General features: G+C 74.0%; 26 protein-coding genes. 18 read left to right on the forward strand and 8 right to left on the reverse strand.

Features of this window, described 5'->3' with window-relative positions:
- Positions 1-18: 18 nt before the first annotated feature.
- The 8 genes from DQ239_RS01925 (at position 19) to DQ239_RS01960 (ending at position 7,713) form a co-directional block, all read left to right on the forward strand.
- Positions 19-999 carry a WYL domain-containing protein gene (locus tag DQ239_RS01925; RefSeq protein ID WP_113832554.1) on the forward strand — a complete coding sequence of 327 codons (981 nt, stop codon included), beginning with the start codon at positions 19-21 and terminating at the stop codon, positions 997-999.
- Entirely contained in the window at positions 996-1,982 is a 987-nt protein-coding gene (locus DQ239_RS01930) for a WYL domain-containing protein (RefSeq protein ID WP_113832555.1), read from the forward strand. The genes DQ239_RS01925 and DQ239_RS01930 overlap by 4 nt, the downstream gene beginning before the upstream one ends.
- Before the next feature lie 9 nt (positions 1,983-1,991).
- The gene (locus tag DQ239_RS01935; RefSeq protein ID WP_113832556.1) at positions 1,992-2,186 is read left to right on the forward strand and encodes a hypothetical protein; all 195 of its coding nucleotides are present in this window, start codon (positions 1,992-1,994) and stop codon (positions 2,184-2,186) included.
- Positions 2,187-2,263: 77 nt separating this feature from the next.
- Entirely contained in the window at positions 2,264-2,617 is a 354-nt protein-coding gene (tatA, locus tag DQ239_RS01940) for a Sec-independent protein translocase subunit TatA (RefSeq protein ID WP_113832557.1), read from the forward strand.
- Positions 2,618-2,642: 25 nt separating this feature from the next.
- Positions 2,643-3,551, forward strand: coding sequence for a twin-arginine translocase subunit TatC (gene tatC, locus DQ239_RS01945; RefSeq protein WP_233488632.1), 909 nt, complete (start codon positions 2,643-2,645; stop codon positions 3,549-3,551).
- Between the two features lie 14 nt (positions 3,552-3,565).
- Complete coding sequence (locus tag DQ239_RS01950; protein ID WP_113832558.1) at positions 3,566-4,471, forward strand: diacylglycerol kinase family protein; 906 nt, start codon at positions 3,566-3,568, stop codon at positions 4,469-4,471.
- A 9-nt stretch (positions 4,472-4,480) separates the two neighbouring features.
- Entirely contained in the window at positions 4,481-7,327 is a 2,847-nt protein-coding gene (locus DQ239_RS01955; RefSeq protein ID WP_113832559.1) for a DEAD/DEAH box helicase, read from the forward strand.
- 11 nt (positions 7,328-7,338) lie between these two features.
- On the forward strand, positions 7,339-7,713 hold the full coding sequence (locus tag DQ239_RS01960) for a DUF4333 domain-containing protein (RefSeq protein WP_158544761.1): 375 nt from the start codon (positions 7,339-7,341) through the stop codon (positions 7,711-7,713).
- Positions 7,714-7,715: 2 nt separating this feature from the next.
- Here DQ239_RS01960 and DQ239_RS01965 read toward each other — a convergent pair whose 3' ends face one another.
- Entirely contained in the window at positions 7,716-8,633 is a 918-nt protein-coding gene (locus DQ239_RS01965) for a 5'-3' exonuclease (RefSeq protein ID WP_113832561.1), read from the reverse strand.
- 76 nt (positions 8,634-8,709) lie between these two features.
- Here DQ239_RS01965 and DQ239_RS01970 point away from each other — a divergent pair, with 76 nt between their 5' ends.
- The 3 genes from DQ239_RS01970 to DQ239_RS01980 are packed head-to-tail and all read left to right on the forward strand — an operon-like array spanning position 8,710 to position 12,532.
- A complete protein-coding gene (locus tag DQ239_RS01970; protein WP_233488635.1) occupies positions 8,710-9,864 on the forward strand; it encodes a Xaa-Pro peptidase family protein in 1,155 nt (384 codons plus the stop codon).
- Positions 9,839-10,312 carry an Lrp/AsnC family transcriptional regulator gene (locus DQ239_RS01975; RefSeq protein ID WP_199582474.1) on the forward strand — a complete coding sequence of 158 codons (474 nt, stop codon included), beginning with the start codon at positions 9,839-9,841 and terminating at the stop codon, positions 10,310-10,312. The genes DQ239_RS01970 and DQ239_RS01975 overlap by 26 nt, the downstream gene beginning before the upstream one ends.
- A gap of 42 nt (positions 10,313-10,354) precedes the next feature.
- Positions 10,355-12,532, forward strand: coding sequence for an intein-containing Rv2578c family radical SAM protein (locus tag DQ239_RS01980; protein ID WP_113832689.1), 2,178 nt, complete (start codon positions 10,355-10,357; stop codon positions 12,530-12,532).
- 28 nt (positions 12,533-12,560) lie between these two features.
- On the opposite strand, the gene DQ239_RS01985 is transcribed toward DQ239_RS01980, so the two are convergent.
- Positions 12,561-13,415, reverse strand: coding sequence for a hypothetical protein (locus DQ239_RS01985; RefSeq protein WP_113832562.1), 855 nt, complete (start codon positions 13,413-13,415; stop codon positions 12,561-12,563).
- 169 nt (positions 13,416-13,584) lie between these two features.
- Here DQ239_RS01985 and DQ239_RS01990 point away from each other — a divergent pair, with 169 nt between their 5' ends.
- The 3 genes from DQ239_RS01990 to DQ239_RS02000 all read left to right on the forward strand — a co-directional run bounded on the left by DQ239_RS01990 (position 13,585) and on the right by DQ239_RS02000 (position 17,205).
- Positions 13,585-14,445: a lysophospholipid acyltransferase family protein gene (locus tag DQ239_RS01990; protein ID WP_113832563.1), complete on the forward strand. Its 861-nt coding sequence runs from the start codon at positions 13,585-13,587 to the stop codon at positions 14,443-14,445.
- Positions 14,446-15,058: 613 nt separating this feature from the next.
- Complete coding sequence (lnt, locus tag DQ239_RS01995) at positions 15,059-16,675, forward strand: apolipoprotein N-acyltransferase (RefSeq protein ID WP_233488637.1); 1,617 nt, start codon at positions 15,059-15,061, stop codon at positions 16,673-16,675.
- Between the two features lie 23 nt (positions 16,676-16,698).
- Complete coding sequence (locus tag DQ239_RS02000) at positions 16,699-17,205, forward strand: FxsA family protein (protein ID WP_113832565.1); 507 nt, start codon at positions 16,699-16,701, stop codon at positions 17,203-17,205.
- A 64-nt stretch (positions 17,206-17,269) separates the two neighbouring features.
- Here DQ239_RS02000 and DQ239_RS02005 read toward each other — a convergent pair whose 3' ends face one another.
- The 3 genes from DQ239_RS02005 to DQ239_RS02015 all read right to left on the reverse strand — a co-directional run bounded on the left by DQ239_RS02005 (position 17,270) and on the right by DQ239_RS02015 (position 19,320).
- The gene (locus tag DQ239_RS02005; RefSeq protein ID WP_040339339.1) at positions 17,270-17,614 is read right to left on the reverse strand and encodes an RNA polymerase-binding protein RbpA; all 345 of its coding nucleotides are present in this window, start codon (positions 17,612-17,614) and stop codon (positions 17,270-17,272) included.
- A gap of 204 nt (positions 17,615-17,818) precedes the next feature.
- Entirely contained in the window at positions 17,819-18,559 is a 741-nt protein-coding gene (locus DQ239_RS02010) for a thymidine kinase (RefSeq protein ID WP_233488638.1), read from the reverse strand.
- On the reverse strand, positions 18,544-19,320 hold the full coding sequence (locus DQ239_RS02015; protein ID WP_199582477.1) for a glycerophosphodiester phosphodiesterase: 777 nt from the start codon (positions 19,318-19,320) through the stop codon (positions 18,544-18,546). Before DQ239_RS02015 ends, DQ239_RS02010 begins: the two co-directional genes overlap by 16 nt.
- Before the next feature lie 165 nt (positions 19,321-19,485).
- Between DQ239_RS02015 and DQ239_RS02020 the strand changes: the two genes are divergently transcribed.
- Positions 19,486-19,887, forward strand: coding sequence for a hypothetical protein (locus tag DQ239_RS02020; protein ID WP_233488639.1), 402 nt, complete (start codon positions 19,486-19,488; stop codon positions 19,885-19,887).
- 60 nt (positions 19,888-19,947) lie between these two features.
- On the opposite strand, the gene DQ239_RS02025 is transcribed toward DQ239_RS02020, so the two are convergent.
- The gene (locus tag DQ239_RS02025; protein ID WP_113832567.1) at positions 19,948-20,193 is read right to left on the reverse strand and encodes a hypothetical protein; all 246 of its coding nucleotides are present in this window, start codon (positions 20,191-20,193) and stop codon (positions 19,948-19,950) included.
- 509 nt (positions 20,194-20,702) lie between these two features.
- Between DQ239_RS02025 and DQ239_RS02030 the strand changes: the two genes are divergently transcribed.
- From DQ239_RS02030 to DQ239_RS02040, 3 genes are all read left to right on the forward strand, one after another.
- Positions 20,703-21,311, forward strand: a complete 609-nt coding sequence (locus DQ239_RS02030; RefSeq protein WP_113832568.1) for a hypothetical protein — start codon at positions 20,703-20,705, stop codon at positions 21,309-21,311.
- 99 nt (positions 21,312-21,410) lie between these two features.
- Positions 21,411-21,773 carry a VOC family protein gene (locus tag DQ239_RS02035; protein ID WP_113832569.1) on the forward strand — a complete coding sequence of 121 codons (363 nt, stop codon included), beginning with the start codon at positions 21,411-21,413 and terminating at the stop codon, positions 21,771-21,773.
- Positions 21,774-21,825: 52 nt separating this feature from the next.
- Positions 21,826-22,017 (forward strand): hypothetical protein, encoded by a 192-nt coding sequence (locus DQ239_RS02040; protein ID WP_113832570.1) that lies wholly within the window; start codon positions 21,826-21,828, stop codon positions 22,015-22,017.
- A 4-nt stretch (positions 22,018-22,021) separates the two neighbouring features.
- On the opposite strand, the gene DQ239_RS02045 is transcribed toward DQ239_RS02040, so the two are convergent.
- Entirely contained in the window at positions 22,022-22,591 is a 570-nt protein-coding gene (locus DQ239_RS02045) for a TPM domain-containing protein (protein ID WP_233488640.1), read from the reverse strand.
- Positions 22,592-22,671: 80 nt separating this feature from the next.
- A complete protein-coding gene (locus tag DQ239_RS02050; protein WP_158544763.1) occupies positions 22,672-23,139 on the reverse strand; it encodes a 4'-phosphopantetheinyl transferase superfamily protein in 468 nt (155 codons plus the stop codon).
- Positions 23,140-23,804: the final 665 nt, after the last annotated feature.

The raw sequence follows: 23,804 nt of genomic DNA on the forward strand, positions 1-23,804 counted from the left end.
CTGGATAGCCTGGGCCCCATGGCGGCCAAGCGGGCGGAACGACTGGTGAACCTGGTCATCGCGCTGCTGAGCACGCGGCAGTACGTGACGGCCGCCCGCATCCGTGCCACGGTGCCCGGCTACGAGCCCGACGACGGCACCGACCGCGCCGACGAGGCCTTCAAGCGGATGTTCGAGCGGGACAAGGCCGAGCTCCGCGAGATGGGCGTGCCGCTGGAGACCGGCCGCACGAGCGTGTTCGACACCGAGGACGGCTACCGCATCGCCCGGGCCGACTACGAGCTGCCCGAGATCCAGCTGACCGGTGAGGAGGCCGCGGCCGTGGGCCTCGCGCTGCGGCTGTGGGAGTCCGCCCAGCTCGCCGGTGCCGCGCAGAGCGCCCTGGTGAAGCTCAGGGCCGCCGGCGTCGACGTCGACGCCGGGGGAGGCATCCCGCTCCAGCCGCGCCTGGACGCCGGGGAGCCGGCCTTCGAGCCCGTGTACGCCGCCGCCCGCGACCGCCGGGAGCTCGCCTTCGACTACCAGCGCCCCGACGAGGACGCCCCCACCCGCCGGCGCGTCCAGCCCTGGGGCGTCATCGCCTGGCACGGCCGCTGGTACCTCGGCGGCCTCGACCTCGACCGCGGGCAGCCGCGGATGTTCCGGCTCTCCCGCGTCGTCGGCACCCCCAAGGCCTCCGGACCCTCCGGTGCGTTCGAGCCGCCCGCCGACCTCGATCTCGGCGCCATGGTGGCCTCCCAGGTCGGCGGCCAGGAGCACGTGGTGGTCGTGCGCGCCCGGCCCGGCACGGCCGTCGGGCTGCGCCGCTGGGCGACGCCGTTGGGCCCCACCGAGGACGGATCGGAGGACCGGCTGGAGCTGCGCACGACCGAGCCGTGGGGGCTGGCCGGCCAGCTGGCCGCCCTGGGTGCCGACGTCGTCGTCGAGTCGCCCGCCGAGGTCCGGGACGCCGTGATCGGCCACCTCACCCGGCTGGCCGCGATGGGAGCCCCCGCATGAGCGCCACCGGCACCACCGACCGGATGACCCGGCTGCTCGCCCTCGTCCCGTACCTGACCGCGCGGCCCGGCGGGGTGCGCGTGCAGGAGGCGGCGCGGGACTTCGGCGTTCCCGAGCGGCAGCTGCGCAACGACCTCGAGCTGCTCTGGATGTGCGGGCTCCCGGGCCACGGGCCGGGCGACCTCATCGACCTCTCCTTCGAGGGCGACCGGGTGCACGTCACCTTCACCGCCGGCATGGTTCGGCCGTTGCGGCTGACCACCGACGAGGCCGTGGCGCTGGTGGTGGCGCTCAAGACCCTGCTCGAGCTGCCCGGCCTGGCCGAGCGCGAGGCGGTGGGCCGGGCGCTGGCCAAGGTGTCGGCCGCCGCCGGCCACGCCGCCGAGGTCACCCCGGTGACCGTCAGCGTGGACGCCCGCGAGGACGCCCTGGCCGTCGTCCGCGAGGCGCTGGAGCGCCGGCGCGCGGTCCACCTGCAGTACTACGTGCCCAGCCGCGACGAGCGGACCGAGCGCACGGTCGACCCCATGCGGCTGCTGCTGGTCGACGGCCGCTGGTACCTGGAGGCCTGGTGCCGCCGGGTCGAGGGGGTGCGGCTGTTCCGCCTGGACCGGGTCGACGACGTCGTCGTCCTCGACGAGCCGGCCGCGCCGCCGCCGGAGGCCCACGGCCGCGACCTCGAGGGCGGGGTCTACCAGCCCGAGCCCGGCGCGCCGGCCGTGCGGCTGCGGCTGGCCCGCGGCGCCCGCTGGGTCGCCGAGTACTACCCGGTGGAGTCGGCGACGCCCGTCGACGACCCGCCGGGCGGGCTGGCCGTCACCGTGCGCACCGCGGACCTGGCGTGGGCCCGCCGGCTGGTCGCCTCGCTGGGCGGCACCGCCGTCGTGGACGAGCCGGCCGGGCTGGCCGACCGGATCGCCGCCGACGCCCGGGCGGCGCTGGCCCGCTACGGCGTCGCCGCCCCGGAGCCGGGCGCGGGCTAGGGTCGCCCCGTGCTGCTGCTGGTCGTGTGGGTCGTCGTCGTGGTGCTGGCTCTCGTCGTGCTGGGGGCGGTGGCCTACGGCGTGCAGGGCGCCCGCACCCGCCTGGCCCGCGAGATCACCGCGTTCGAGCGGGAGGTCCGCCCGCTGCTGACCGAGGCGCAGGCCGCCGGCGCCCGTCTCGAGCAGGTGCAGAAACCCTCCTGATCCCCCATCTCGGGGGGCTGCGCGCGGACGTCGGGGACGTAACATCGAGGACGCCACCCACCTACGGAGGACCAGTCATGACCAGCCTCGGCCCGCTGGAGATCGGCCTGATCATCCTGGCCATCCTGCTGCTCTTTGGCTACAAGAAGCTCCCGGACGCCTCGCGCTCGCTCGGCCGCTCGCTGCGGATCTTCAAGGGCGAGATGAAGGGCATGAAGGACGACGACTCCGCGGGCACGGACCTCCGCAGCAAGGACGCCGCGCGGACCACGCCGGTCCGCGGTGAGATCGTCGCGCCCGCCACCCCGGCGACGTCCGCCGACGGCGACCTCTCCGCCCAGCTGCACGAGGAGGCCCGCGCCGCCGAGGCGCGCGCGGCCGAGCTGCGCGCCCGGGCCGAGCAGTCCCGCGCGGCCGACGGCTCCCGCTGAGCCACCAGCACCCGGTAGGACGACGGTGAGCGGCCCCCGGCTGCGTCGGCGCCGGGCACCCCGCGACGCGGCGGCGACGATGTCGCTGGTCGCGCACCTCACCGAGCTCCGCAACCGCATCGCCAAGGCGCTGCTGTTCCTGCTGATCGCGACCGCCTTCTCCTTCTGGTGGTACGAGCACGGCCTGGGCGACTTCATCCGGGACCCGTACTGCAGCCTGGACGAGGACCTCCGCTACGGCGGCGACGACGCCGGCGGCTGCGGGCTGCTCATCACCGACGTCTTCGGCGGGGTGTTCATCCGGCTGAAGGTCTCCTTCCTCGCCGGCACCGTGCTGTCGGCGCCGTTCTGGCTCTACCAGCTCTGGGCGTTCATCACGCCCGGGCTCAAGCGCAACGAGAAGCGCTACGGCGTCTCGTTCGTCGCGGTCTCCACGCTGCTGTTCGCCCTGGGCGCGCTCCTGGCCTACGTCTCGCTGTCCAAGGGCCTGGAGCTGCTGCTGAGCCTGGCCGGCGACGGCGTGGTCGTGGCGCTCACCGCCCAGGACTACATCGGGTTCGTGCTCTCCCTGCTGGTCGCCTTCGGAGTGAGCTTCGAGGTCCCGCTGATCGCCGTCGCGCTCAACCTGGTGGGGGCGCTGAGCCACGAGGTGCTGGCCCGTAGCCGGCGCTGGATCTTCTTCCTCACCATCGTCTTCGCCGCGTTCGTGACCCCCACCCAGGACCCGTTCACGATGCTGCTCATGGCCGGCCCGATGATCGTGCTGTTCGAGCTGGCCATCCAGATCGCGCGCGTCGTCGACAAGCGGCGGGCCAAGCGGGCGGCGGTCGAGCACTTCCACGACATCGACGACGACGAGGCCTCCCCGCTGGATGCGACGCCGTCGTCCCTGGACGAGCCGCAGGACTCCACGCCGGCGTCCTTCCGCGGCTGACCGCCGACCGACCCGTGGACGTCGCCGTCCTGGTCAGCGCTGCCGCCGGCCGCGGGCGCGCCCGCGCCCTCGGGGACGCGGTGCTGCGCGAGATGTGCGCCGCCGGGCTGACGCCCACGGTGCTCCCGGCCACGAGCGGCGCCGACGCCGAGGCACGGGCGCGCGCGGCGGTCGCGGCCGGCACGGGCGCGGTGGTCGCCGTCGGCGGGGACGGGACCGCGCACGCCGCGCTGCAGGCCGTCGCCGGCACCGCGACGCCGCTGGGTCTGGTCCCCGCGGGCACCGGCAACGACCTCGCCACCGCCCTCGGCGTGCCCGCCGACCCGGCCGCGGCGGTGCGGGCGCTGGCCGCCGACCTGCGGGCGGGGGAGGCCCGCCGGGTCGACGCCGGCCGGGTGCGGAACCGGTGGTGGGCCACCGTGCTGTGCTGCGGCTTCGACTCGGCGGTCACCGACCGGGCCAACCGGTTGCGCTGGCCCCGGGGCCGGCGCCGCTACGACCTGGCGGTGCTGCTGGAGCTGGCCCGGCTGCGGCCGAACGAGATCACCCTGGTCCTCGACGGCGAGGTGCGCACCGTGCCGGCCACGATGGTCGCCGTCGGCAACACGGCCTGGTACGGCGGCGGCATGGAGATCTGCCCCGGCGCCGACCCCGCCGACGGCCGGTTCGACGTCACCGTCGTCGGCCCCCTGACCCGCCTGGAGCTGATCCGCGCCCGTCCCCAGCTGACCGACGGCTCGCACGTGGACAGCCCTGCGGTCTCGGTCTTCCGGGCGACGCGGGTCGAGCTCGCCTGCCCCGGCGTGACCACCTGGGCCGACGGCGAGCCGGTGGCCGCGCTGCCCGTCGTCGCGGACTGCGTCCCCGGCGCGCTGGGGATCGTCGGGGCGCGGCGAGCCGACGGGGCGGCGCGCGCCTAACGTGGAGGCATGTCCAGCCCCGCTGAGCGGTACGCCGCTTCCCGGCGCCGGACGGCCCATCCGGACCTCGTCGACTTCACCGCCGACCTGGGCTTCTCCCTCGACCCGTTCCAGGTGGAGGCGTGCGAGGCCCTCGACCGCGGGTCCGGCGTCCTGGTCTGCGCACCGACCGGCGCGGGCAAGACCGTCGTCGGCGAGTTCGCGGTGCACAAGGCGCTGGCCGAGGGCCGCAAGGCGTTCTACACGACGCCGATCAAGGCGCTGTCCAACCAGAAGTACAACGACCTCGTCGAGCGCTACGGCCCCGAACGCGTCGGTCTGCTGACCGGCGACAACGCCGTCAACGGCGACGCCCCCGTGGTGGTGATGACCACCGAGGTGCTGCGCAACATGCTGTACGCGGAGTCCCCGGCGTTGCGGGGCCTGAGCTACGTGGTGATGGACGAGGTGCACTACCTGGCCGATCGCTTCCGCGGGGCCGTCTGGGAGGAGGTGATCATCCACCTCCCGCCGTCGGTCACGCTGGTCTCGCTGTCGGCGACGGTCAGCAACGCCGAGGAGTTCGCCGACTGGCTGGTCACCGTGCGCGGCGACACCGAGGTCGTGGTCAGCGAGGTGCGCCCGATCCCGCTGTGGCAGCACATGCTCGTCGGCAACCGGGTGTTCGACCTGTTCTCGCTGCGCCCCGCCGCCCACGCCGCCGAGCACGGCGACAGCCCGCGGCCGCTGTCCACCCGCGAGCGCGGCGCCTCCGTGGTCGACCCCGAGCTCGTCCGGTACGTCCGCGAGCACGAGCGGCGGATCGAGGGCTGGGGCGGGCCGAGCCGGCGCGAGTCGTCGCACAAGCCGCGCTACCGGCCGCCGGCGCGGCCCGACGTCGTCGAGCGGCTGGACAAGGCCGGCCTGCTGCCGGCGATCACCTTCGTGTTCAGCCGCAACGGCTGCGACGCCGCCGTCCACCAGTGCTTGATGAGCGGGCTGCGGCTCACCGATGAGGCCGAGCGCGCCGAGATCGCGGCGATCATCGACGAGCGCACCGGCTCGCTGCCGGAGGAGGACCTGCACGTCCTCGGTTTCTGGGAATGGCGCGAGGGGCTGCTCGCCGGCCTGGCCGCGCACCACGCCGGCCTGGTGCCCGCGTTCAAGGAGACGGTCGAGGAGTGCTTCGTCCGCGGCCTGGTCAAGGCCGTATTCGCCACCGAGACGCTGGCGCTGGGCATCAACATGCCGGCACGGACCGTCGTCCTCGAGCGGCTGGTCAAGTGGAACGGCGAGGCGCACGTCGACGTCACGGCGGGGGAGTACACCCAGCTCACCGGCCGGGCCGGACGGCGCGGCATCGACGTCGAGGGGCACGCTGTCGTCATCTGGGCGCCCGGCATGGACCCCTCCGTCGTCGCCGGGCTGGCCAGCACGCGCACCTACCCGCTGCGGTCGAGCTTCCGGCCCAGCTACAACATGGCGGTCAACCTGGTCGGCTCGTTCGGCCGCGCGCGGGCCCGCGAGCTGCTCGCCTCCTCCTTCGCGCAGTTCCAGGCCGACCGTTCCGTCGTCGGGCTGGCCAGGGCCGCGGCGCGGCACGAGCGCGAGGCCGAGCGGTTCGCGGCCGACATGCACTCCGACCGCGGCGACGTGGGGGAGTACGCGCAGCTGCGCCGGGACATCTCCGAGCGCGAGAAGCACCTCTCCCGCGACTCGCAGGCCAAGCGCCGGATGGAGGCCGCCGAGGCGCTGGCCGCGCTACGGCCCGGTGACGTCATCCGGGTGCCGTCGGGGCGCCGGCAGGGCCTGGCCGTCGTCCTGGACCCCGGCGTCTCCGACGTCGCCGACCCGCGGCCGCTGGTGCTCACCGAGGACAAGTGGGCCGGGCGGCTCGCCTCGATCGACTTCCCGACGCCGGTGACGGCGCTGGCGCGGGTCAGAGTGCCGAAGAACTTCAACCACCGCAGCCCGCACGCCCGCCGCGACCTGGCCTCGACGCTGCGCAACGCCCGCGTGGAGCACGACCTCGGTGCCCGGCGCGTCAAGAACCGCTCGGCGGCCGCGGACGACCCGGTCCTCGCCGACCTGCGGGCCGTGCTGCGCCGCCACCCCGTGCACGCGCTGCCCGACCGCGAGGAGCGGGTCCGGGTGGCCGAGCGCTGGCTGCGTGCGGTGCGCGAGGCCGAGGCGCTGCACCGGACGATGGCCGAGCGCACCGGCTCGCTCACCCGGCAGTTCGACGCGACCTGCGACGTCCTGGAGGAGCTGGGCTACCTGGTGCCCGAGCCGGCCCAGCTGGTGCCCGCGGACACGGCGGTCATCGGCGCCACCGACGTGGGGAGGGTGGGGGAGCACATAGTCACCGACGACGGCCGGCGCCTGGCGCGCATCTGGTCCGAGGCCGACCTGCTCGTGGCCGAGTGCCTGCGCGCCGGCGCCTGGAAGGGGCTCGACGCCGCCGAGCTGGCCGCCGCCGCCTCCACGGTGGTGTTCGAGGCGCGGCGCGACCTGCCCTCCCTGCCCGCGATCCCGAGCGGCAAGGTCAGCGCGGCGGTGGCGGAGATGCGGCAGGTGAAGTCGCGCCTGGAGGACGTCGAGGCGGCGCACGGGGTGCGGGCCACCCGCGACCTCGACCTCGGCTTCGCCTGGGCGGCCTACCGGTGGGCCGACGGGCAGAGCCTCGACCGCGTGCTCGCCGGCGCCGAGCAGGCCGGCACCGAGCTCTCCGGCGGTGACTTCGTCCGCTGGATGCGCCAGCTCATCGACCTGCTCGACCAGATCGCCACGGTGGCCGACGACGCGGTGGCCTCCGTGGCCCGTGCCGCCGTCGGCAAGGTCCGCCGCGGTGTCGTCGCCGTCGCCGTGGGGGGCTGACCATGACCGAGATGCCGAGGCAGCCCGCGGAGACCAGCGAGCCCGACCACGCCGGGGCGACCGCGGAGAGCGGGACCAGGCGGCGGATCCTGCGCCCGCTGTACGGGTGGCTGGTGCTCGCCGCGGTGCTGGTCGCCCTGGCCGTCGCCCGGTGGGCCGGCCTCGGCCCGACGCTGCTGGACGACGGCCAGGTGCAGAGCGACATCGCCGAGCAGTTCGAGCAGCGCTACGACGTCGGGGTGGACGTCGACTGCCCGCGCGGCATGCAGGTCAGCGAGGGCCGCGAGTACGACTGCGACGCGGAGACCGACGACAACGAGGACCTCACCCTCGTCGTCACCATCACCGACGAGGACCCGGCCGCCTACACCTGGGACGTCGACTGACGTCAGCCCAGCGCGCCGGCGGGCCAGCCCAGGGCCGCGCCCAGGCGGCCGAGCGAGGACTGCAGGCCGTGCTGCTCCGCCAGCTGCGCCAGCGCGGCGGGGTCGGCGGGGGACCGGGGGAGCGTCCCCTCCACCGCGGGCAGGTCGATGTCCGTGGCCACGGCGACCACCACCGGCGCGCGGTCGAGGTAGTCCGAGGCCGCGTGCAGCTTCTTGAGGACGGCGGCGGTCAGCGGCGCCGTCGGGACGACGGTGCGCGCCACGGCCGCCCGGATGCCCGCGAGGTCGCCGAACTCGTCGATCAGCGCCGCCGCGGTCTTGGCGCCGACGCCGGCGACCCCGGGCAGCCCGTCGCTCGGGTCCCCGCGCAGCACGGCGAAGTCGGCGTAGGCGCGACCCGGGATGCCGTACTTGTCGGCGACAGCGGCCTCGTCCACCGTCTCGATGTCGGCGATCCCGCGGTTGGTGTACAGCACCCGGACGCCACGCTCGTCGTCGACGAGCTGGAAGAGGTCGCGGTCGCCGGTGACGATGTCGACCGGGCCGCGGGCGCGGGTGGCCAGGGTGCCGATGACGTCGTCGGCCTCGAAGCCGGGGGCGCCGACGCGGGCGACGCCGGCGGCGGCCAGCACCTCGACGAGCACCGGCACCTGGGGGCTCAGCTCGTCGGGCACCTCCTCCTCGCCCTCGGACGCGACGCGGTGCGCCTTGTACGAGGGCAGCGCCTCGACCCGGAAGGCCGGGCGCCAGTCGTCGTCCCAGCAGGCGACGAGCCGGTCCGGGCCGTGCGCGGTGAGCAGCCGGGCGGTCATGTCGAGGAAGCCCCGCACGGCGTTGATCGGCCGGCCGTCGGGCGTCGTCACGCTGGTCGGCACCCCGTAGAAGGCGCGGAAGTACAGCGACGCGGCGTCCAGCAGCATGGTCGTCACGGGGAGGGACGCTAGCGGGCGGGCGGGACGTGCGGAGACCGTCGGGGTCCGTGGTTAGTCTGCGCCCGTGGGAAGCGCCTCCGTGCCGTCGCCGACCGGCCCGCTCGTGACCTCCGACCGGGTGCACGCCGCGCGGGCGCTGGCCGCCGAGTCGGGCACCGACCTGCTCGTCCTCACGCCGGGTTCGGACCTGCGCTACCTCACCGGCTACGACGCCCACGCCATGGAGCGGCTGACCGCGCTCGCCGTGCCGCGGGTGGGGGAGCCCTTCCTCGTCGTCCCGCGCCTCGAGGCCCCGATGGTCGACGTGAGCCCGGCCGGTGCGCTGGGTCTCGACGTGCTCGCGTGGGACGAGACGGACGACGCGTTCGCGCTGCTGGCGGGGGAGGCGACCGCGCGGCTGGGTTCCGCCCCCGCCCGCGTCGCCGTGGGGGCCCGCACCTGGGCCGAGCACGTCCTCGGGGTGCAGCGGGCGCTGCCCGGCTCGGCGCTGGAGCTCGCCGGGCCGGTGCTGGACCGGCTGCGCATGGTCAAGTCCGCCGCCGAGATCGAGGAGCTGGCGCTGGCCGGCGCGGCCATCGACCGCGTGCACGCCCGCATGGCCGAGTTCCTCACCGTCGGCCGCACGGAGGCCGCCGTGGGCGCCGACATCGCGGCGGCGATCCTCGAGGAGGGGCACGTCGGCGTCGACTTCACCATCGTCGGGTCGGGCCCGAACGGCGCCAGCCCGCACCACGAGCTGTCCGACCGCGTGGTCCGGGCCGGCGACGTCGTCGTCGTCGACATCGGCGGCGAGACCGCGACGGGGTACCGCTCGGACTGCACCCGCACCTACGTCGTCGGCGGCAGCGCTCCCGCCGACGTCGCCGAGTGGTACGCCGTCCTGCACGCCGCGCAGCAGGCGTCCGTCGCCGCCGTCCGGCCGGGGGTCACAGCCGAGCAGGTGGACGCCGCGGCGCGGGACGTGATCGCCGACGCCGGCTGGGGCGAGCACTTCATCCACCGCACCGGGCACGGCATCGGGCTGGACTCGCACGAGGCCCCCTACATCGTGGCCGGCAACGACCTGCCGCTGGAGCCGGGCATGGCGTTCTCGGTCGAGCCGGGCATCTACCTCGCCGGCCGCTGCGGCGCCCGCATCGAGGACATCGTCGTGTGCACCGACGACGGCGTCCGCTCGCTGAACGGCGGTCCGCGTGAGCTCGTCGAACTCCCCGGCTGACCCGGGGCCGGTGCCGGTCGACGTCGACCGGCTGCTGCTCGCGGCCCTGGCGCGGGACGGGCGGGCCAGCTACACCGAGCTGGCCGACAAGGTGGGCCTGTCGGTCTCGGCCGTGCACCAGCGCGTCCGGCGGCTGGAGCAACGGGGGCTGATCACCGGCTACCGGGCCACCCTGGACCCGAAGCTGCTGGGGCTGCCGCTGACCGCCTTCGTCTCCATCACCCCGATCGGCGCGCAGAACGAGGACCCGCCGGCGCTGCTGGCCCACCTGACGGCCATCGAGGAGTGCCACTCCGTCGCCGGCCAGGAGAGCTACATCCTCAAGGTGCGGGTGGCCTCGCCCGACGCACTGGAACTGCTGCTCCGCGAGATCCGGGCGTGCGCCAACGTCTCCACGCGGACCACCGTCGTCCTCTCCACGCAATACGAGGACCGCCCGCCGCTCTGACCGGGCTGGACATCGGTTCGAACACGTGTTCGTATGGTGGGCATGCGGTGGGAAACGCAGCGGCTCGACCTCGACGAGCCGACGACCCTGCCCGGCATGCCGAGCATCCGGGGCCTGCTGCGCAGCGTCCAGGTGCCGGAGTTCCCCGGGCTGACGTTCCACGAGGTGCGGGCGCGCTCAGCGCTCAACAAGGTGCCCGGCGATTCCGCGATGCCCTTCTGCTACACGATCAACCCCTACAGGGGATGCAGCCATTCGTGTGTCTACTGCGTGGCCGGAGACACCCTGGTCCTCATGGCCGACGGGCGCCAGAAGCCGATCTCCGAGCTGCGCGTGGGTGATCGGATCGTCGGAACCGAACAGCGTGGGACCTATCGGCACTACGTCACCACGGACGTCCTCGCCCACTGGTCGACGGTGAAGCCGGCGTACCGCGTCTCACTGGCCGACGGAACCGAGCTCACAGCCAGCGGCGACCACCGCTTCCTCACGGGCCGGGGCTGGAAGCACGTCGTCGGAGCCATGGCCGGGCGGGACCGCCGCCCCTACCTCACGACCAACGACTCCCTGCTCGGTTTCGGGGGTGCGGCATCCCCGGTCGCCGCGTGCGAGCAGTATCGGCGGGGCTACCTCACCGGGATGGTCCGCGGCGATGCGAACCTCAAGGTCTACCGGTACCAGCGGGCCGGTCGCACCCACGGTGACGTCCACAGGTTCAGGCTCGCGCTCGCCGATGTGGACGGACTGATCCGCTCGCAGGCCTACCTGGCGATGGAGGGCATCCCGACCGACCAGTTCGAGTTCTCCGGCGCCACCGGGAACCGGCGCGCCATGACGGCGATCCGTGCGTCCAGCGCCGCGGCCGTGGCGCGGATACAGCAACTCATCGAGTGGCCGGTCGAGCCCTCCCGGGCGTGGCAGCGCGGATTCCTCGCCGGCATCTTCGATGCGGAGGGCAGCCGCAGCCAGGGTGTCCTGCGGATCAGCAACGCCGACGACGAGATGCTGGCCCGGACGCAGGACGCGTGCACTGCCTTCGGCTTCGACGCCGTTCTCGAAGACCCGGGCCGGGAGAACAGGGTGCGCACCGTGCGCCTCAGGGGCGGTCTGAAGGAGCACATGCGCTTCCTGCACCTGACCGACCCGGCGATCCGCCGCAAGTGCACCGTCGAGAACATCGCGGTGAAGAGCGACGCGGATCTCCGGGTGGTCGCCGTGGAGAGTCTCGGACTCGACATGCCGATGTACGACATCACGACCGGCACGGGTGACTTCGTGGCGAACGGCGTCATCAGCCACAACTGCTTCGCCCGCAGGACGCACGAATGGCTCGAATTCGATTCGGGCCGGGATTTCGACACCCAGGTCGTGGTGAAGACGAACCTGGCCGAGGTGCTGCGCCGGGAGCTGGCCCGCACGGGCTGGACGCGCGAGCACGTCGCCCTGGGCACGAACACCGACCCGTACCAGCGCGCCGAGGGCCGCTACCGGCTCATGCCCGGGGTCATCCGCGCCCTGGCGGAGTCGGGCACGCCGTTCTCCATCCTCACCAAGGGCACGCTGCTGCGCCGCGACGTCCCGTTGCTGGCCGACGCCGCGGGACAGGTCCCATTGGGCCTGGGCGTCTCCATGGCCATCTGGGACGACGAGCTGCACCGGGCGCTCGAGCCGGGCGTGCCCACCCCGCGGGCACGGCTCGACCTCGTCCGGGCACTCGCGGACGCAGGCCTGCCGTGCGGGGTCTTCCTCGCACCGGTGCTGCCGGGCCTCACCGACGACGAGGCGTCGCTGGATGCCGCGCTCGGCGCGATCGCAGCGGCCGGGGCCACCGGTGTCACGGTCATCCCGCTGCACCTGCGTCCGGGCGCCCGCGAGTGGTTCATGGCGTGGCTGCGCACCGCCCACCCCGAGCTCGTACCGCGCTACGAGCGGATGTACGCCCGCCGGGCCTACGTCTCCGCCGAGTACCGGACCTGGCTGGCGCATCGGGTCGCACCGCTGCTCGCCCGGCACGGGCTGGACCGGCAGAGCGGGGGAGCGGCGCGCGGTGCCGACGGAGCGCAGGTCACCGGCGTGCCCGGCGACGAGGAGGTCGGATTCCCGGCGGGCAGCCTGCCGACCACCGGCCTGCCCGGGGTCCGACCCAAGGGTGAGCCGGACGCCGTCACCCCGGCACCCGGACCAGCCGCCGACGACGGCGGGCAGCTCTCCCTGCTCTGAGCGGCGGCCCGGTCGTACCGCGGCCCGCTCAGCCGGCGGCGCGGCCGCTCCTCGAGGTCCGGGCCACCGAGCGGGCAGCCCGCACCACACCGCGCGCGGACACCGGAGGAGCGCCGCCCGCCAGCGCCAGCCGCCGGTACGAGTCGTAGGAAAGATCGCGGTACGCCGCCGCCAGGTCCGCCGCGGCGGCCTCGCGCGACGGCGGGGCCGTGGCCCGCAGGTGCTGGGCGGTGCGCCCGGCGTGCTTGCCGAACGTCACCTGCAGCGCCTGGTTGGACAACCGCCCACCGATGCGCGAGTCCAGCCCTGGGCCGCGGCGCAGCGCCGGCAGCACCCAGGGGCTCGCCGCCAGCGCGGGGAAGCGCTCCCGCACCGTCTCCCACGCGTGCCAGGCGGTGAGCGCGCCAGTGACCGACCACTCGCCGTCGTCGGTGCGCAGGACCAGCCGTCGCGTACCGGCGTGCACCTGGTCCCGGCACAGGGAGCGGAACATGCCGACGGGCGCCGGCCAGGCCAGTGCCAGCGCGCACCACGCGACCGCCCGCACGTGCTCGGGATCGGATCCGCGGAGCTCGGTGAGCGGACGCAGGTCCAGCTCCTGCGGCTCGGGCTCGGGCGTGCGAGCCCGGGGCAGGGCCAGCCCGCCGTACCGGGCGACCTTGCTGTACAGCGCCACGGTCGCGGGCTTCCACTCCCGGGCGGCCGCCAGGGGCGCGAGGCCGGTGCGGGCCAGCTCGTCCGGGCCGATGTCCAGCTCGAGCGCCGCCTCGGACAGGCGGCGCCACTGCACCTCGTACCTGGGTGGGGGCGGCCAGCGGCGCCAGGCTCGCTCCGGCGGCGGCGACGGCATCTCGGGCAACGGCTGCTGCCACGCGCGCGACATGCCGGGACACTACCGTTATCCCCAACCATGATGCGACTTGTCGCTCGTGGTATTTCGCCGTTGACACCCGCACCGCCCTCCGGGCGGTGGATCAGCAGTGCCCACCGGCGGCGCATCCGGCCGGGCCTCCGACCGGGCAGTGCACCCGGGGGTTGGTTAGGGTCCGCTCATGTACACCGCGAGCTGGCGCGACGTCGTGCGGACCGATCTGTTCGGTGCATCGCCGGACCGTCGCGACCGGCCCTACCGGTTGATCATCCGGCTGTGCCTGGTGGTCTTCCACCTTTTCCGCTTCCGGTTCGACGTCCGTGGCGCCCAGCACGTCCCCGCGACCGGCGGCGCGGTCATCTGCAGCAACCACGTCAGCTTCTTCGATTTCACGTTCCTGGGACTGGGCGCCATCTCCCAGCACCGGCTCGTCCGGTTCATGGCGAAGTCGGCGGTGTTCGACCACTGGTTCGCGGGCCCGTTCATGCGGGCGATGCGGCACATCCCGGTCGACCGCCGGGCAGGTGCCGCGGCCTTCGACGCCGCCGTGCGGGCGCTCAAGGACGGCGAGGTGGTGGGCGTCTTCCCGGAGGCGACCATCAGCCGGAGCTTCACGGTCAAGGACCTCAAGGCGGGTGCTGCGCGGATGTCGATCGAGGCGGGCGTGCCGATCATCCCGGCCGCCGTCTGGGGCGGGCACCGGGTCGCCACCAAGGGCCACAAGGTCGAGCTGCGGCGCGGCGTGCCGGTGATGGTCATCCTCGGCGAGCCGATCGTCCCGGAACCGGGGGAGAAGGTGCAGCAGCTGCTGCGCCGCACCCGTGCCGCCATGGGGGCGCTGCTGGACGAGGCGCAGCGCGACTACCCCGACCAGCCGGCCGGCCCCGAGGACCGCTGGTGGCTGCCCGTGCACCTGGGCGGCACCGCGCCGACCCCGGAGGAGGCCCTGGTGGCCGACGCCGCCCGCGCCGCGGGTCACGGCCCGAAGGCGCGGAAGAAGTCCCCGCTGCAGCGGATCACCGGCATCCTGCGCCGGCGCTGAGCAGCCGGGCGGGAAGAGAGCCGGCTCCACCTCACCCGCAAGTCACGTTCTTCCAGTCACTGCATCGTCCGGAAGCAGCCCGGTCGTAACGATCAGGTCACAGTGACCCTCAGGGTCATCGCAGGTACCTGACCGTCCCCGGACTGTTCTTACAGTCCCTGCAGTTCCTCACCGGGAGCACCGAGACGTGCCTCTCCGGATCGAGCGTGCGGGCCCCTCGGCCGGCACGGACGGCGCCCGCGCCGGCCGTGCGATCCGGGGCGTGGGGGCCGGCGCGTGCGACCCGGGCGTGCGTCCGGGACCCCGGCGGAGCCCCCGAGATCCGTGTCATCAGACAACGGTCGAGCCGCGCGCAGCCAGTGCGCGGCCGTCCGGCCCGAAGACACGGAGCCGCGGTGGGCGGTCCGCCGACGCCCGCCGGTCGTGGGACGACTCCGGCACCTCCGGGGCCCGCGTCACGCGGTCGGCCCGCGGATGCGCCGGGATGGGATGCTGGGTCAGGGCCGCGGCGGCGAGTGCGGCGGTCCCGACCCCCCGTCCGACCGGACCGGGGAGCGCACCCGGCGGCAGGGACGTCCCTGCTCCGGGCCGACGGTTCCTCGGGAGGACGAGCGTGGCCACAGCACCGGGCGCGCTGCTCCCCACCACCACCGAGCGCGACGGCTCGGCTCGCCGCACTGCCGCCCGCCTGCCGTGGCGGACGCTCCTGGCGGCCGTCGGGGGCCTGGCGATGATGCTGGCGTTCCCCGGGCCCGCCCTGGTGCCGCTCGCGGTGCTGGGCCCCGCCGCCCTGGCCCTCGCGGTCCACGGGCGCAGCGTCCGAGGCGGACTGTGGCTCGGGCTGGTGACCGGCCTGGCCTTCTTCGTGCCGCTGCTGAGCTGGACCGGCATCTACGTCGGCCCGCTGCCGTGGCTCGCCCTGGCCGTCTTCGAGACGCTCCACCTCGCCCTCCTGGGAGCGGCCACCGCGCTGATGTCCCGTCTGCGCTGGTGGCCGCTGTGGGCCGCCGCGCTGTGGGTGGCCGACGAGGCACTGCGGGGCCGTCTGGTGCTCGGCGGCTTCCCCTGGGGCCGGCTGGGCCTGAGCCAGACCGACGGCCCGTTGCTCGCTCTGGCCGCCTACGGGGGAGTGCCTCTCGTCAGCTTCGCCGTCGCCCTGATCGGCACGCTGCTGGCCGCCGCCGCGCTCGCCCTCCACCGCCTGCTCCGCTCGGAGCCGCCGGCGCGACGGGCCGCGGCACGCCCGCTCGCCGTCGCGGTCGCCGGGCTCGTGGCGGTCCCGCTCGTCGGCGCCGTGGCCTGGCTGCCGCTGCCGGGCCCTTCGCTCACCGAGGGCGGGCCGACGGCGACCGTCGCGGTCATCCAGGGCAACGTGCCGCGGGCCGGACTGGACTTCAACGCCCAGCGCCGCGCCGTCCTGGACAACCACGTGCAGCGCACCCTGGAGCTCGCCGAGGCCGTGCGGGCCGGCGACCAGCCCCAGCCCGACGTCGTCCTGTGGCCGGAGAACAGCTCCGACATCGATCCCTACATCAACGAGGACGCCGCCGGGCAGATCGAGAGCGCCGCCCGCGCGATCGACGCGCCCATCCTGGTCGGCGCCGTCGTGCAGGGCCCGGGCCGCTTCATCAGCAACACCGCCATCGTCTGGGACCCCGAGGACGGCCCGGGGGAGACCTACGTCAAGCGGCACCCCGTCCCGTTCGGTGAGTACGTCCCGGCCCGCGACTTCTTCCGCTTCTTCAGCACGCAGGTCGACCGCGTCACCGACCAGCGCGCGGGGGAGGAGCCCGGCCTGCTGGACATCGGTGGCACCCGGGTCGGCGACCTCATCTGCTTCGAGGTGGTCTACGACGGCCTGGTCGCCGACGTCGCCGACGCCGGCATGCTCGTCGTCCAGACCAACAACGCCACCTTCGGCCGCACCGCCGAGAGCGAGCAGCAGCTCGCGATGAGCCGGCTCCGGGCGGTCGAGCACGGTCGCACCGTCGCCGTGGCCGCCACGAGCGGGATCTCCGCCATCGTGGCCCCGGACGGCACCGTCGTCCGCTCCTCGGAGCTGTTCACCCCCGACGTCTTCGTCGAGGAGATCGCCCAGCGGGACTCGCGCAGCCTGGCCGCCCGGCTCGGGGCCGGACCGGAGTGGGCGCTCACCGCCCTCGGGCTCGGCGCGGTGGCCGCCGCCCTCAGGCAGCGCCGGGCGTCGGCGGGCGGCTCGGGAGCAAGCTGACCGCTCCGCGCGTTGGAAGGACCGTGGGACGTCGCATACGCATCGCCGCCGGCCTCCTGGCGCTCGCCGAGGTGGTCGTGTTCGTGCTCGTGGCCGCAAGGATCGGCGCGGGACTCACCGTGCTGCTCGCCCTGGCCACCAGCGCGCTGGGCTGGGCACTGCTGGCCCGTCAGGGCACCAAGGCGCTGGCCGATCTGAGGGAGAGCGCGCGCACCCGTCGTCGCACGGGCGCGGGCCGCGAGCTGGGCGACGCCGGGCTGGTGGCCGCCGGCGGGCTGCTGATGGTCCTGCCCGGCTTCATCAGCGACGTCCTCGGCCTGCTCTGCCTGCTGCCGGGCACCCGGTCGCTGGTGCGGGCGGCGCTGGGGCGCCTGATCGTGTCCCGGCTGCCGGTCGGGCTGCGCCCGCCGGTGCGGGTCGACAGCGTCCGCACGGCCGAGGTGCCCCGCCGGGAGGAGCCCGTCCGGACGGCGCCCCTGGTCATCGAGGGCGAGGTGCTCCGCGGCCCCGAGGGTCGCCCGGGTGCCTGAGTCACGCTCTGCACGCGAAACGGCCCCGGTGGAGATCCACCGGGGCCGTTCGTGACGCTGGGTCCTAGCTGGCGCGGGTCCGCCGGCCGCGCAGCACCTCGAGGCGCTCGGCCAGGACCTCCTCGAGGTCCTCGACGGAACGACGCTCGAGCAGCATGTCCCAGTGGGTGCGCGGGGGCTTGACCTTCTTGGGAGCCGGCTCCGAGCCGCCGACCAGCTTCGCCGCGGCACCGTCGAACTTGCACTCCCAGGTGTCGGGGAGCTCGGCGTCATCGGCGAACGGCACCGTGAACAGGTGGCCCGAGGGGCACCGGTACTCGGCGTACTGGCGCTCGATGGGCGCGGTGTTCCGTTCGGTCTCGTAGCTGACGCTGCCCAGTCGGCTGCCGCGCAAGGAACGCTCGCCCATTGCACACCGTCCTCTCGTACGTGGTGTCGGTCGGGACTCGACTCCGGTGCGCAGGCACATACCCGCACACCGAGGGAGTCACAGAGACGAACGACAGATGTGGCGGGAAGATTCCGCCGAACAGGTCCCTCATCATCGCATGGGGTGGGATCCGGGGCCTTGCGGGGCCCTCCCGCCCCCTCGGAGGGGTGAGCTCCCGGGACCTCAGGGGAGGGCGAGCTGTCCCGGGCCCGCCGCCGTGGGGCCCAGCTGGCCCCGCACGTGGTGCCGGCGGCACAGCACCTGGTACCGGACGGCGGGGGAGGAGCCGGGTTCCTCACCGGGCAGCTGGGCCGGCGCGGTGTCGGCCACGACGACGGTCTCGCCGGCCCGCACCATGACGCCGTCCACGACGCGGGCGTTGAGCAGACCCGGCAGCCCGCACCAGCACAGCACCTCGACCTGGACCCGCTGGACGTCGTCGGCGACCTCCAGCAGCCGGCGGGTGCCGGGGAACAGGTGGGTGCGGAAGTCGGTGGTCAGGCCGAAGGCGTAGACGTCGACGTGCGACTCGTCGACCAGTTCGGCGAGCTGGTCGACCTGGCGGTCGGTGAGGAACTGGGCCTCGTCGACGATGACGTAGTCGACGCGGTCGCCGGCGGCCCAGCGCTCGCGAACCAGCAGCCGCAGATCGGTCCCCCCGTCGATCTCGATCGCGGCGCGGCACAGCCCCACCCGGGAGGTGATCTGCGGAGCCGCCGACCGGTCGCCCTGGGTCACCAGCAGCCCGTGGCGGCCCTGCCGGCTCTGGTTGTGGTCGACCTGGAGGGCGAGGGTGGACTTGCCGCAGTCCATGGGTCCGTGGAAGAAGCGCAGGTGCGCCGGTGCCGGGTGCCGCCGCCGGTCCCCGGACGCCGGGACCGCGGCCGGGCCGGCCACCGGCAGCGGACTCACCGCGGGGCCCACAGGCCGCGCTCCTCCAGGACCTCCCGCAGCATCGCCGGCCGGTCGGTCATGATCCCGTCGACCCCGAGGTCGAGCATCGTGCGGGCCTCGTCCGGGTCGTCGACGGTCCAGACGTGCACCTGGAGGCCGCGGGCGTGGGCGGCGGCCAGGAAGCGCTCGTCGACGAGGGCGCGGCCGCCCAGCTGGAGCGGCACCTGGGCGCAGCCGGCCTGGATGCGGACGAGGCCGGCGGCCCTGGGGGAGTAGGACGACAGCCGCAGCGCCGCCACGCCGCGAGGGCCTAGCGAGGTGCACACGGCGGGGCCGAAGAGACGGCGGGCCGCGGCGATGCGGGCGTCGGAGAACGAGCCGAGGCAGATGCGATCGGCCACGCCCATGCGGCTCACCAGGCGCACCAGCGGCGCCAGGACACCGGCGGCCTTGATGTCGAGGTTGAACTTCACGTCCGGCCAGGCACCGAGCAGGTCCTCAAGGCGGACGATCGGCTCGCGGCCGCCGATGCGGGCCTCCGACAGCTCCGACCAGTGCATCGCGTCCACGCGGCCGGTGCGGTCGGTGACCCGCTCCAGCGTCGTGTCGTGGAAGGCCACGAGCGTGCCGTCGGCGGTGATCTGCACGTCGGTCTCGAGGTACCGGTAGCCCAGGTCCACGCAGGCCTGGAAGGCCGGGAGCGTGTTCTCCAGGTGCTCGATCGCACCGCCGCGGTGAGCCATGGCGAGAGGCGTCGGCGCGTCGAGGTAGGCGAACCGCGCAGGGGGCACAGCGACACGCTAGTCAGGCGCCCCGGTCCCCGCTGCGGCCACCCTGCGCCGACCACCGCGGCCTCCCGTCACGAGACCGCTGGTCAGGGCGTGTTGGTCGCGGATCGGCGGCGTCCTGGCGTGTTCCGCGGGTGCCGTCGCCGGTGGCGTCTAGCGTGCCGAGACGTGGCACAGCACGCGACCGGCACGGTGACGCACGCCCCCATCTCCCCCGCGCCCAACCGGGGGAGCGGTGAGGGTCGCCGGTGCGGCTGGTGCCGTCGGGTCCTGCCCGAGCAGGGATCGGTGGGTCGCCCGCGCCTGTACTGCGGCCAGGCGTGCCGGCAGCGCGCCTACGAGCAGCGCTCGGCCACCGCCAAGGCGGGTCTGCCGGCCGACGTCGTGCTGGTCTCGCGCGCCGAGCTCGACGGGCTGCAGGACCGGCTGTACCAGCTGCGCTGCGCCCTGGAGGACGTGCAGACGCTGCTCACCGAGAAGCCGACCAAGGCCGAGCTCGAGCGCTCGCTGTCCGACCTCCTGCACTCGACGGGCCGGCTGGACCGGCTCTGGGTCACCGAACGCAGCTGACGGCCGGCACCGGCTGTCCGGTACCGGCCGCCAGGTTCGCGGTCAGACGATGAACGGTGCTCAGTCGGGATCGCTCGAGTCGTCGTTCTGGTCCTCGTCGTTGCCCTGGTCCTCGTTCGAGTTGTCCGGCAGGTTGTCCTGCTCGTCGCTGCCCGGGTCGTTCCCCTCGGTGTTGCCGCTGTCGTCGTCCGTCGTGCCCTCGTTCGGTGTGGTCACGTCCGCATCCGAGCACGCGGTCATCGTGGCGCCGCCGCCGAAGAGCGCCAGAGCGGTCAGGAGCGCGGCGAGCGGCCGTCGGATCTGCATGGTTCGACCCTACGAACACCTGCGGCGGATCGCCCGTCGAGCACAGCGACACACCCCGTCTTTCGTCACTGTTACGCAATTCGACCGGACTGGCAGGACAGGGGAGCTCGGTGACGTGGGGACGACGGGCGGTCACAGGCGGCCATGAGTCGACCTGAGGACGCTCCGACCCGGGTCCTGGACAAGATCAACTCAGGGGGAGTCGCGACCATTTGGCGACCCGGGCGTCACGAGACGGACCGGACGACCGCCGACCGGAGGTCTCGCCGAGCCGCGTCGGCGTGCTGGTCGAGGCACGACGCCGTGGCCGACGGGGACGGCGCCGCACTGCGGCATCGACATGCGAGCACGGAACCGGGCGCTCGACGTGCCAGCCGACAGCCGGGTCGGCCCCCTCTCGGACCGCCTGCCCGTAGCGCCGATAATGCACATTATGTCAATTAGCCTGCCGGAACCCCGCCCCTGAGCATCGTTCACCCCTCCCCGCAGCACTGGGGAACGATGACGGCATGGCGCGCACCTGGACCCACGTCGGCCGCTGCTGGAGCAACGGCGAGCCGTTCCTCGCCCTCGACGGCGACCTGCTGCCCGACTGGTCCGGCGAGACCGACGGTCACTACGAGCAGCTGGTGCCCGACCTGGCCTACGACCTCACCAGCATTCCCGTGGGCGCCGGCCGAGCCGCCGTCGTCCTCACCGACACGGAGGTCGCCGACGAGGGCTGGCTGGAGGTCTTCCGTGCCGACGACGACGCCGTCGTCGTGCTGCAGGTCTCGGGCAGTGACTACCCCGCCGCCGTCGCGGCCGCGCTCGCACAGCCGGAGGACGCCGCGGAGCCGGGTGACCACGTGACGGTCCCCAGCGGGCGCCTCGCCTTCATCAGCGCGGCTCTCGACGGCGCCGGCGTAGAGGCCGCTCCCCTGCGACCCGAGTCGCCCGGGCCACTGCCGGACTCCGGCGACTTCGACGAGCGGCAGGCCGGGGCGGGCGGCCCCCTGCTGCGTGCCACCGCCCACGGTTACCGGATCTGGGTGCAGTGGATGACCCGGCTGGACGAGGACGCCGTCTTCGCCCGGTGGCTCTTCGTCCCGGCGTCGGGCGACATTCCGTCACAGTGACGGATGCCGGAGCCTGCTGCCGGGCGCCCGGTACCGCCGGCGATGAGTTCCGGGGCCCGACCGGGTCCTCCGTCCGACAACCCACCACCTGGAGGTCCGATGCCCCCCACCGTGCAGGCCATCGTCGTCACCGGCGACGTCGATCGGCTGCAACGCTTCTACGCCGGGCTGCTCGAGGCCGAAGTCGTCGACCGGCAGCCCGAGGAAGGTGAGCTCTTCTTCCTGACCCTGCGGATCGGCGACTCCCGGCTCGGCCTGGTGGCGGACAAAGACGTCACGCCCGGCACCCCGGGTCGGGTGCTGCTCAGCCTCGAGGTGCCCGACGTCGACGCGGCACTGGTCCGCGTGCCCGCGCTGGGCGGTGAGGCGACGTCCGGGGCGAACGACATGCCGTGGGGGCAGCGGGTCGCCCACGTCCGCGACCCGGACGGGAACGCGCTGAACCTCACGCAGCCGCTTTGACGTCTCCGCAGGCGGGTAGCGGCCCCGGGACGACGACACCAGGAGGAACCCCGTGGCCGACTCACGCCCGGACACCGACGAGCACGCCGACCCCGGCGGCACCCCCACCCAGGGCCAGGACGACCTGATCCGCAAGCCGGTCACCCCCGGTGCGGACGACGGGTCCGCGACCGCCGTGCCGGGGGTCTACGAGGCCGACGAGGACGACCAGCAGCGCGGCAAGGAGGTCAAGCCGGGTAACTGAGCGCTCACCGCCGCGCTGCGGGCGTCCGTCGGCGGGAGAACAGGTGTGCGCCGACGAGCGCCACCGCGAGACCAGCCACGACCAACACCGTTGTCGTTCCGGACCAGGTCGACGGGGAGCTCTCCTCGTCGACGGGAACCGACTCCTCGGCGCCGGCTGTCTCATCGGCGGTGGCCGCCTCGTCGGCGCTGGCCGACAACCGCCCGAGCTGGTCGGCCAAGGAGATGACCGCGGCGTCCCAGTTCCGCTCCTCGAGATCGGGGACGACCTCGCGCGTGATCGCGTCGTCGACGTCGGCGTCGGAGAGCGGGAAGGACTCGCCGATCCACCAGCCGTACTCGTAGTCGTCGTCGCCCACCGAGACGGCCAGGAGGATGTCGGAATCCGTGAGCCCGGACAGGTGGGCGGTCTGCTCGGTCCAGTCCGCATCGCCCTCGCTCGAGAAGGACGGGACCAGCACGGTGTACAAGCCGATCCCGCTCTGAGCCGCCAGTCCATCGACGGCCGCGCTGACCTGGGGCGCGTCCGGACCCAGGACGCCGACCGTGTCGGTGACCCGGTCGGACAGCGACACGGGTGTGTCCGCAGCAGCTGGGCCGGTCCGCGTGAGCAGGAGAGCGAGGACCGCGAACACGATGAGCCGGCTTCGCACGGTCACCTGCGGCCACCGGCCGTGACGAGGCGCCCGGCACGGACGGCGGTCCACCCCCACCGGCTCTCGGTCCCGGTCTCTGCCTGGCTGGAGGTCACGGGAAAGGTGTCGACCACGGGCGGTGCCGCGCCCGCGGCACCGATCACCGCGCCCAGCCCGGGGTCGCACCACTCCAGGAGATGCAGGTTGCGGTACGTCGTCCACGTCCGCCCCTCGGCGGTCCGGTGTGCTGTGGACAGGTCGATCTCGAGCCGCGACAACCCGTCCAGCGTCGCAGCCCCCACCTTCACGAGGCATTCTTTGAGCGTCCAGTGCCGGAGGAAGGTCGCCCGGGGCTCCGGTGACGACCGCACCTGGAGCATCTCCCGCTCCGTCAGGGTCAGGTGGAGGAGCGCCGCGTCGAGCGCATCCCCGGACCGTGCCGTCTCGACGTCCACCCCGACCGGGTCCCACCCGACCGCGGCCGCCACGGCACCGCGCGTGTGGGCAAGGCTGACGTGCACACCGGGCAGAGCAGGCATCGACGGCCGGCCGTGGTCGCTGGACCCGCACTGTGGACAACGCTGCACGAGTTCGAGCGTCTCGATCGCCTGACCGGTCAGCTGCGCGGCACTCCACCGGACCAGCAGGTGTGCCGCCACCCGCGCGTCTCGGTCGGCGCTCGAACGGAGCCGCCCGCAGCGGTCGCGTTCGTCGGCCGTGAGCAGTCCGTCGTCCAGGGTGCGGAGAACATGGTCAGGGGCGGCGGCGTGGACGAGTGGTCCATCGCGGCTGGGGATCACGCTGCTCTTCTCCTGCGTTCGTGTGCGGCTGCGACCACTACCTGTCCCCTACCCGAGGACCCCGCCGCGTTGTACGACGCGCCAGACAGCCATTCCATCCAGCCAGGTTCCGGGACGCGGATCTATCGGTAGTTCTGCCCATTTCGCGGGGCCCTCGGCCGGCGGAGACTCGGACGGCAGGCCAGCAACCCGCCGGCCGGTCGACGCTCGGGTGCTGTCCCGTTTCAGGGCCCGGGTCGAGGAGGGTGCGCAACCGATGCGAGCGATGGTGTCGTGACGACCTCAGAGGTCAGGACGGACGAGGTGCGACCGGTGGTCGTGCGCCTCAGCGACGCCATCGTCCACGGACAGCA

This window comes from Blastococcus sp. TF02-09 (genome assembly GCF_003319105.1).
GTDB lineage: Bacteria > Actinomycetota > Actinomycetes > Mycobacteriales > Geodermatophilaceae > Blastococcus.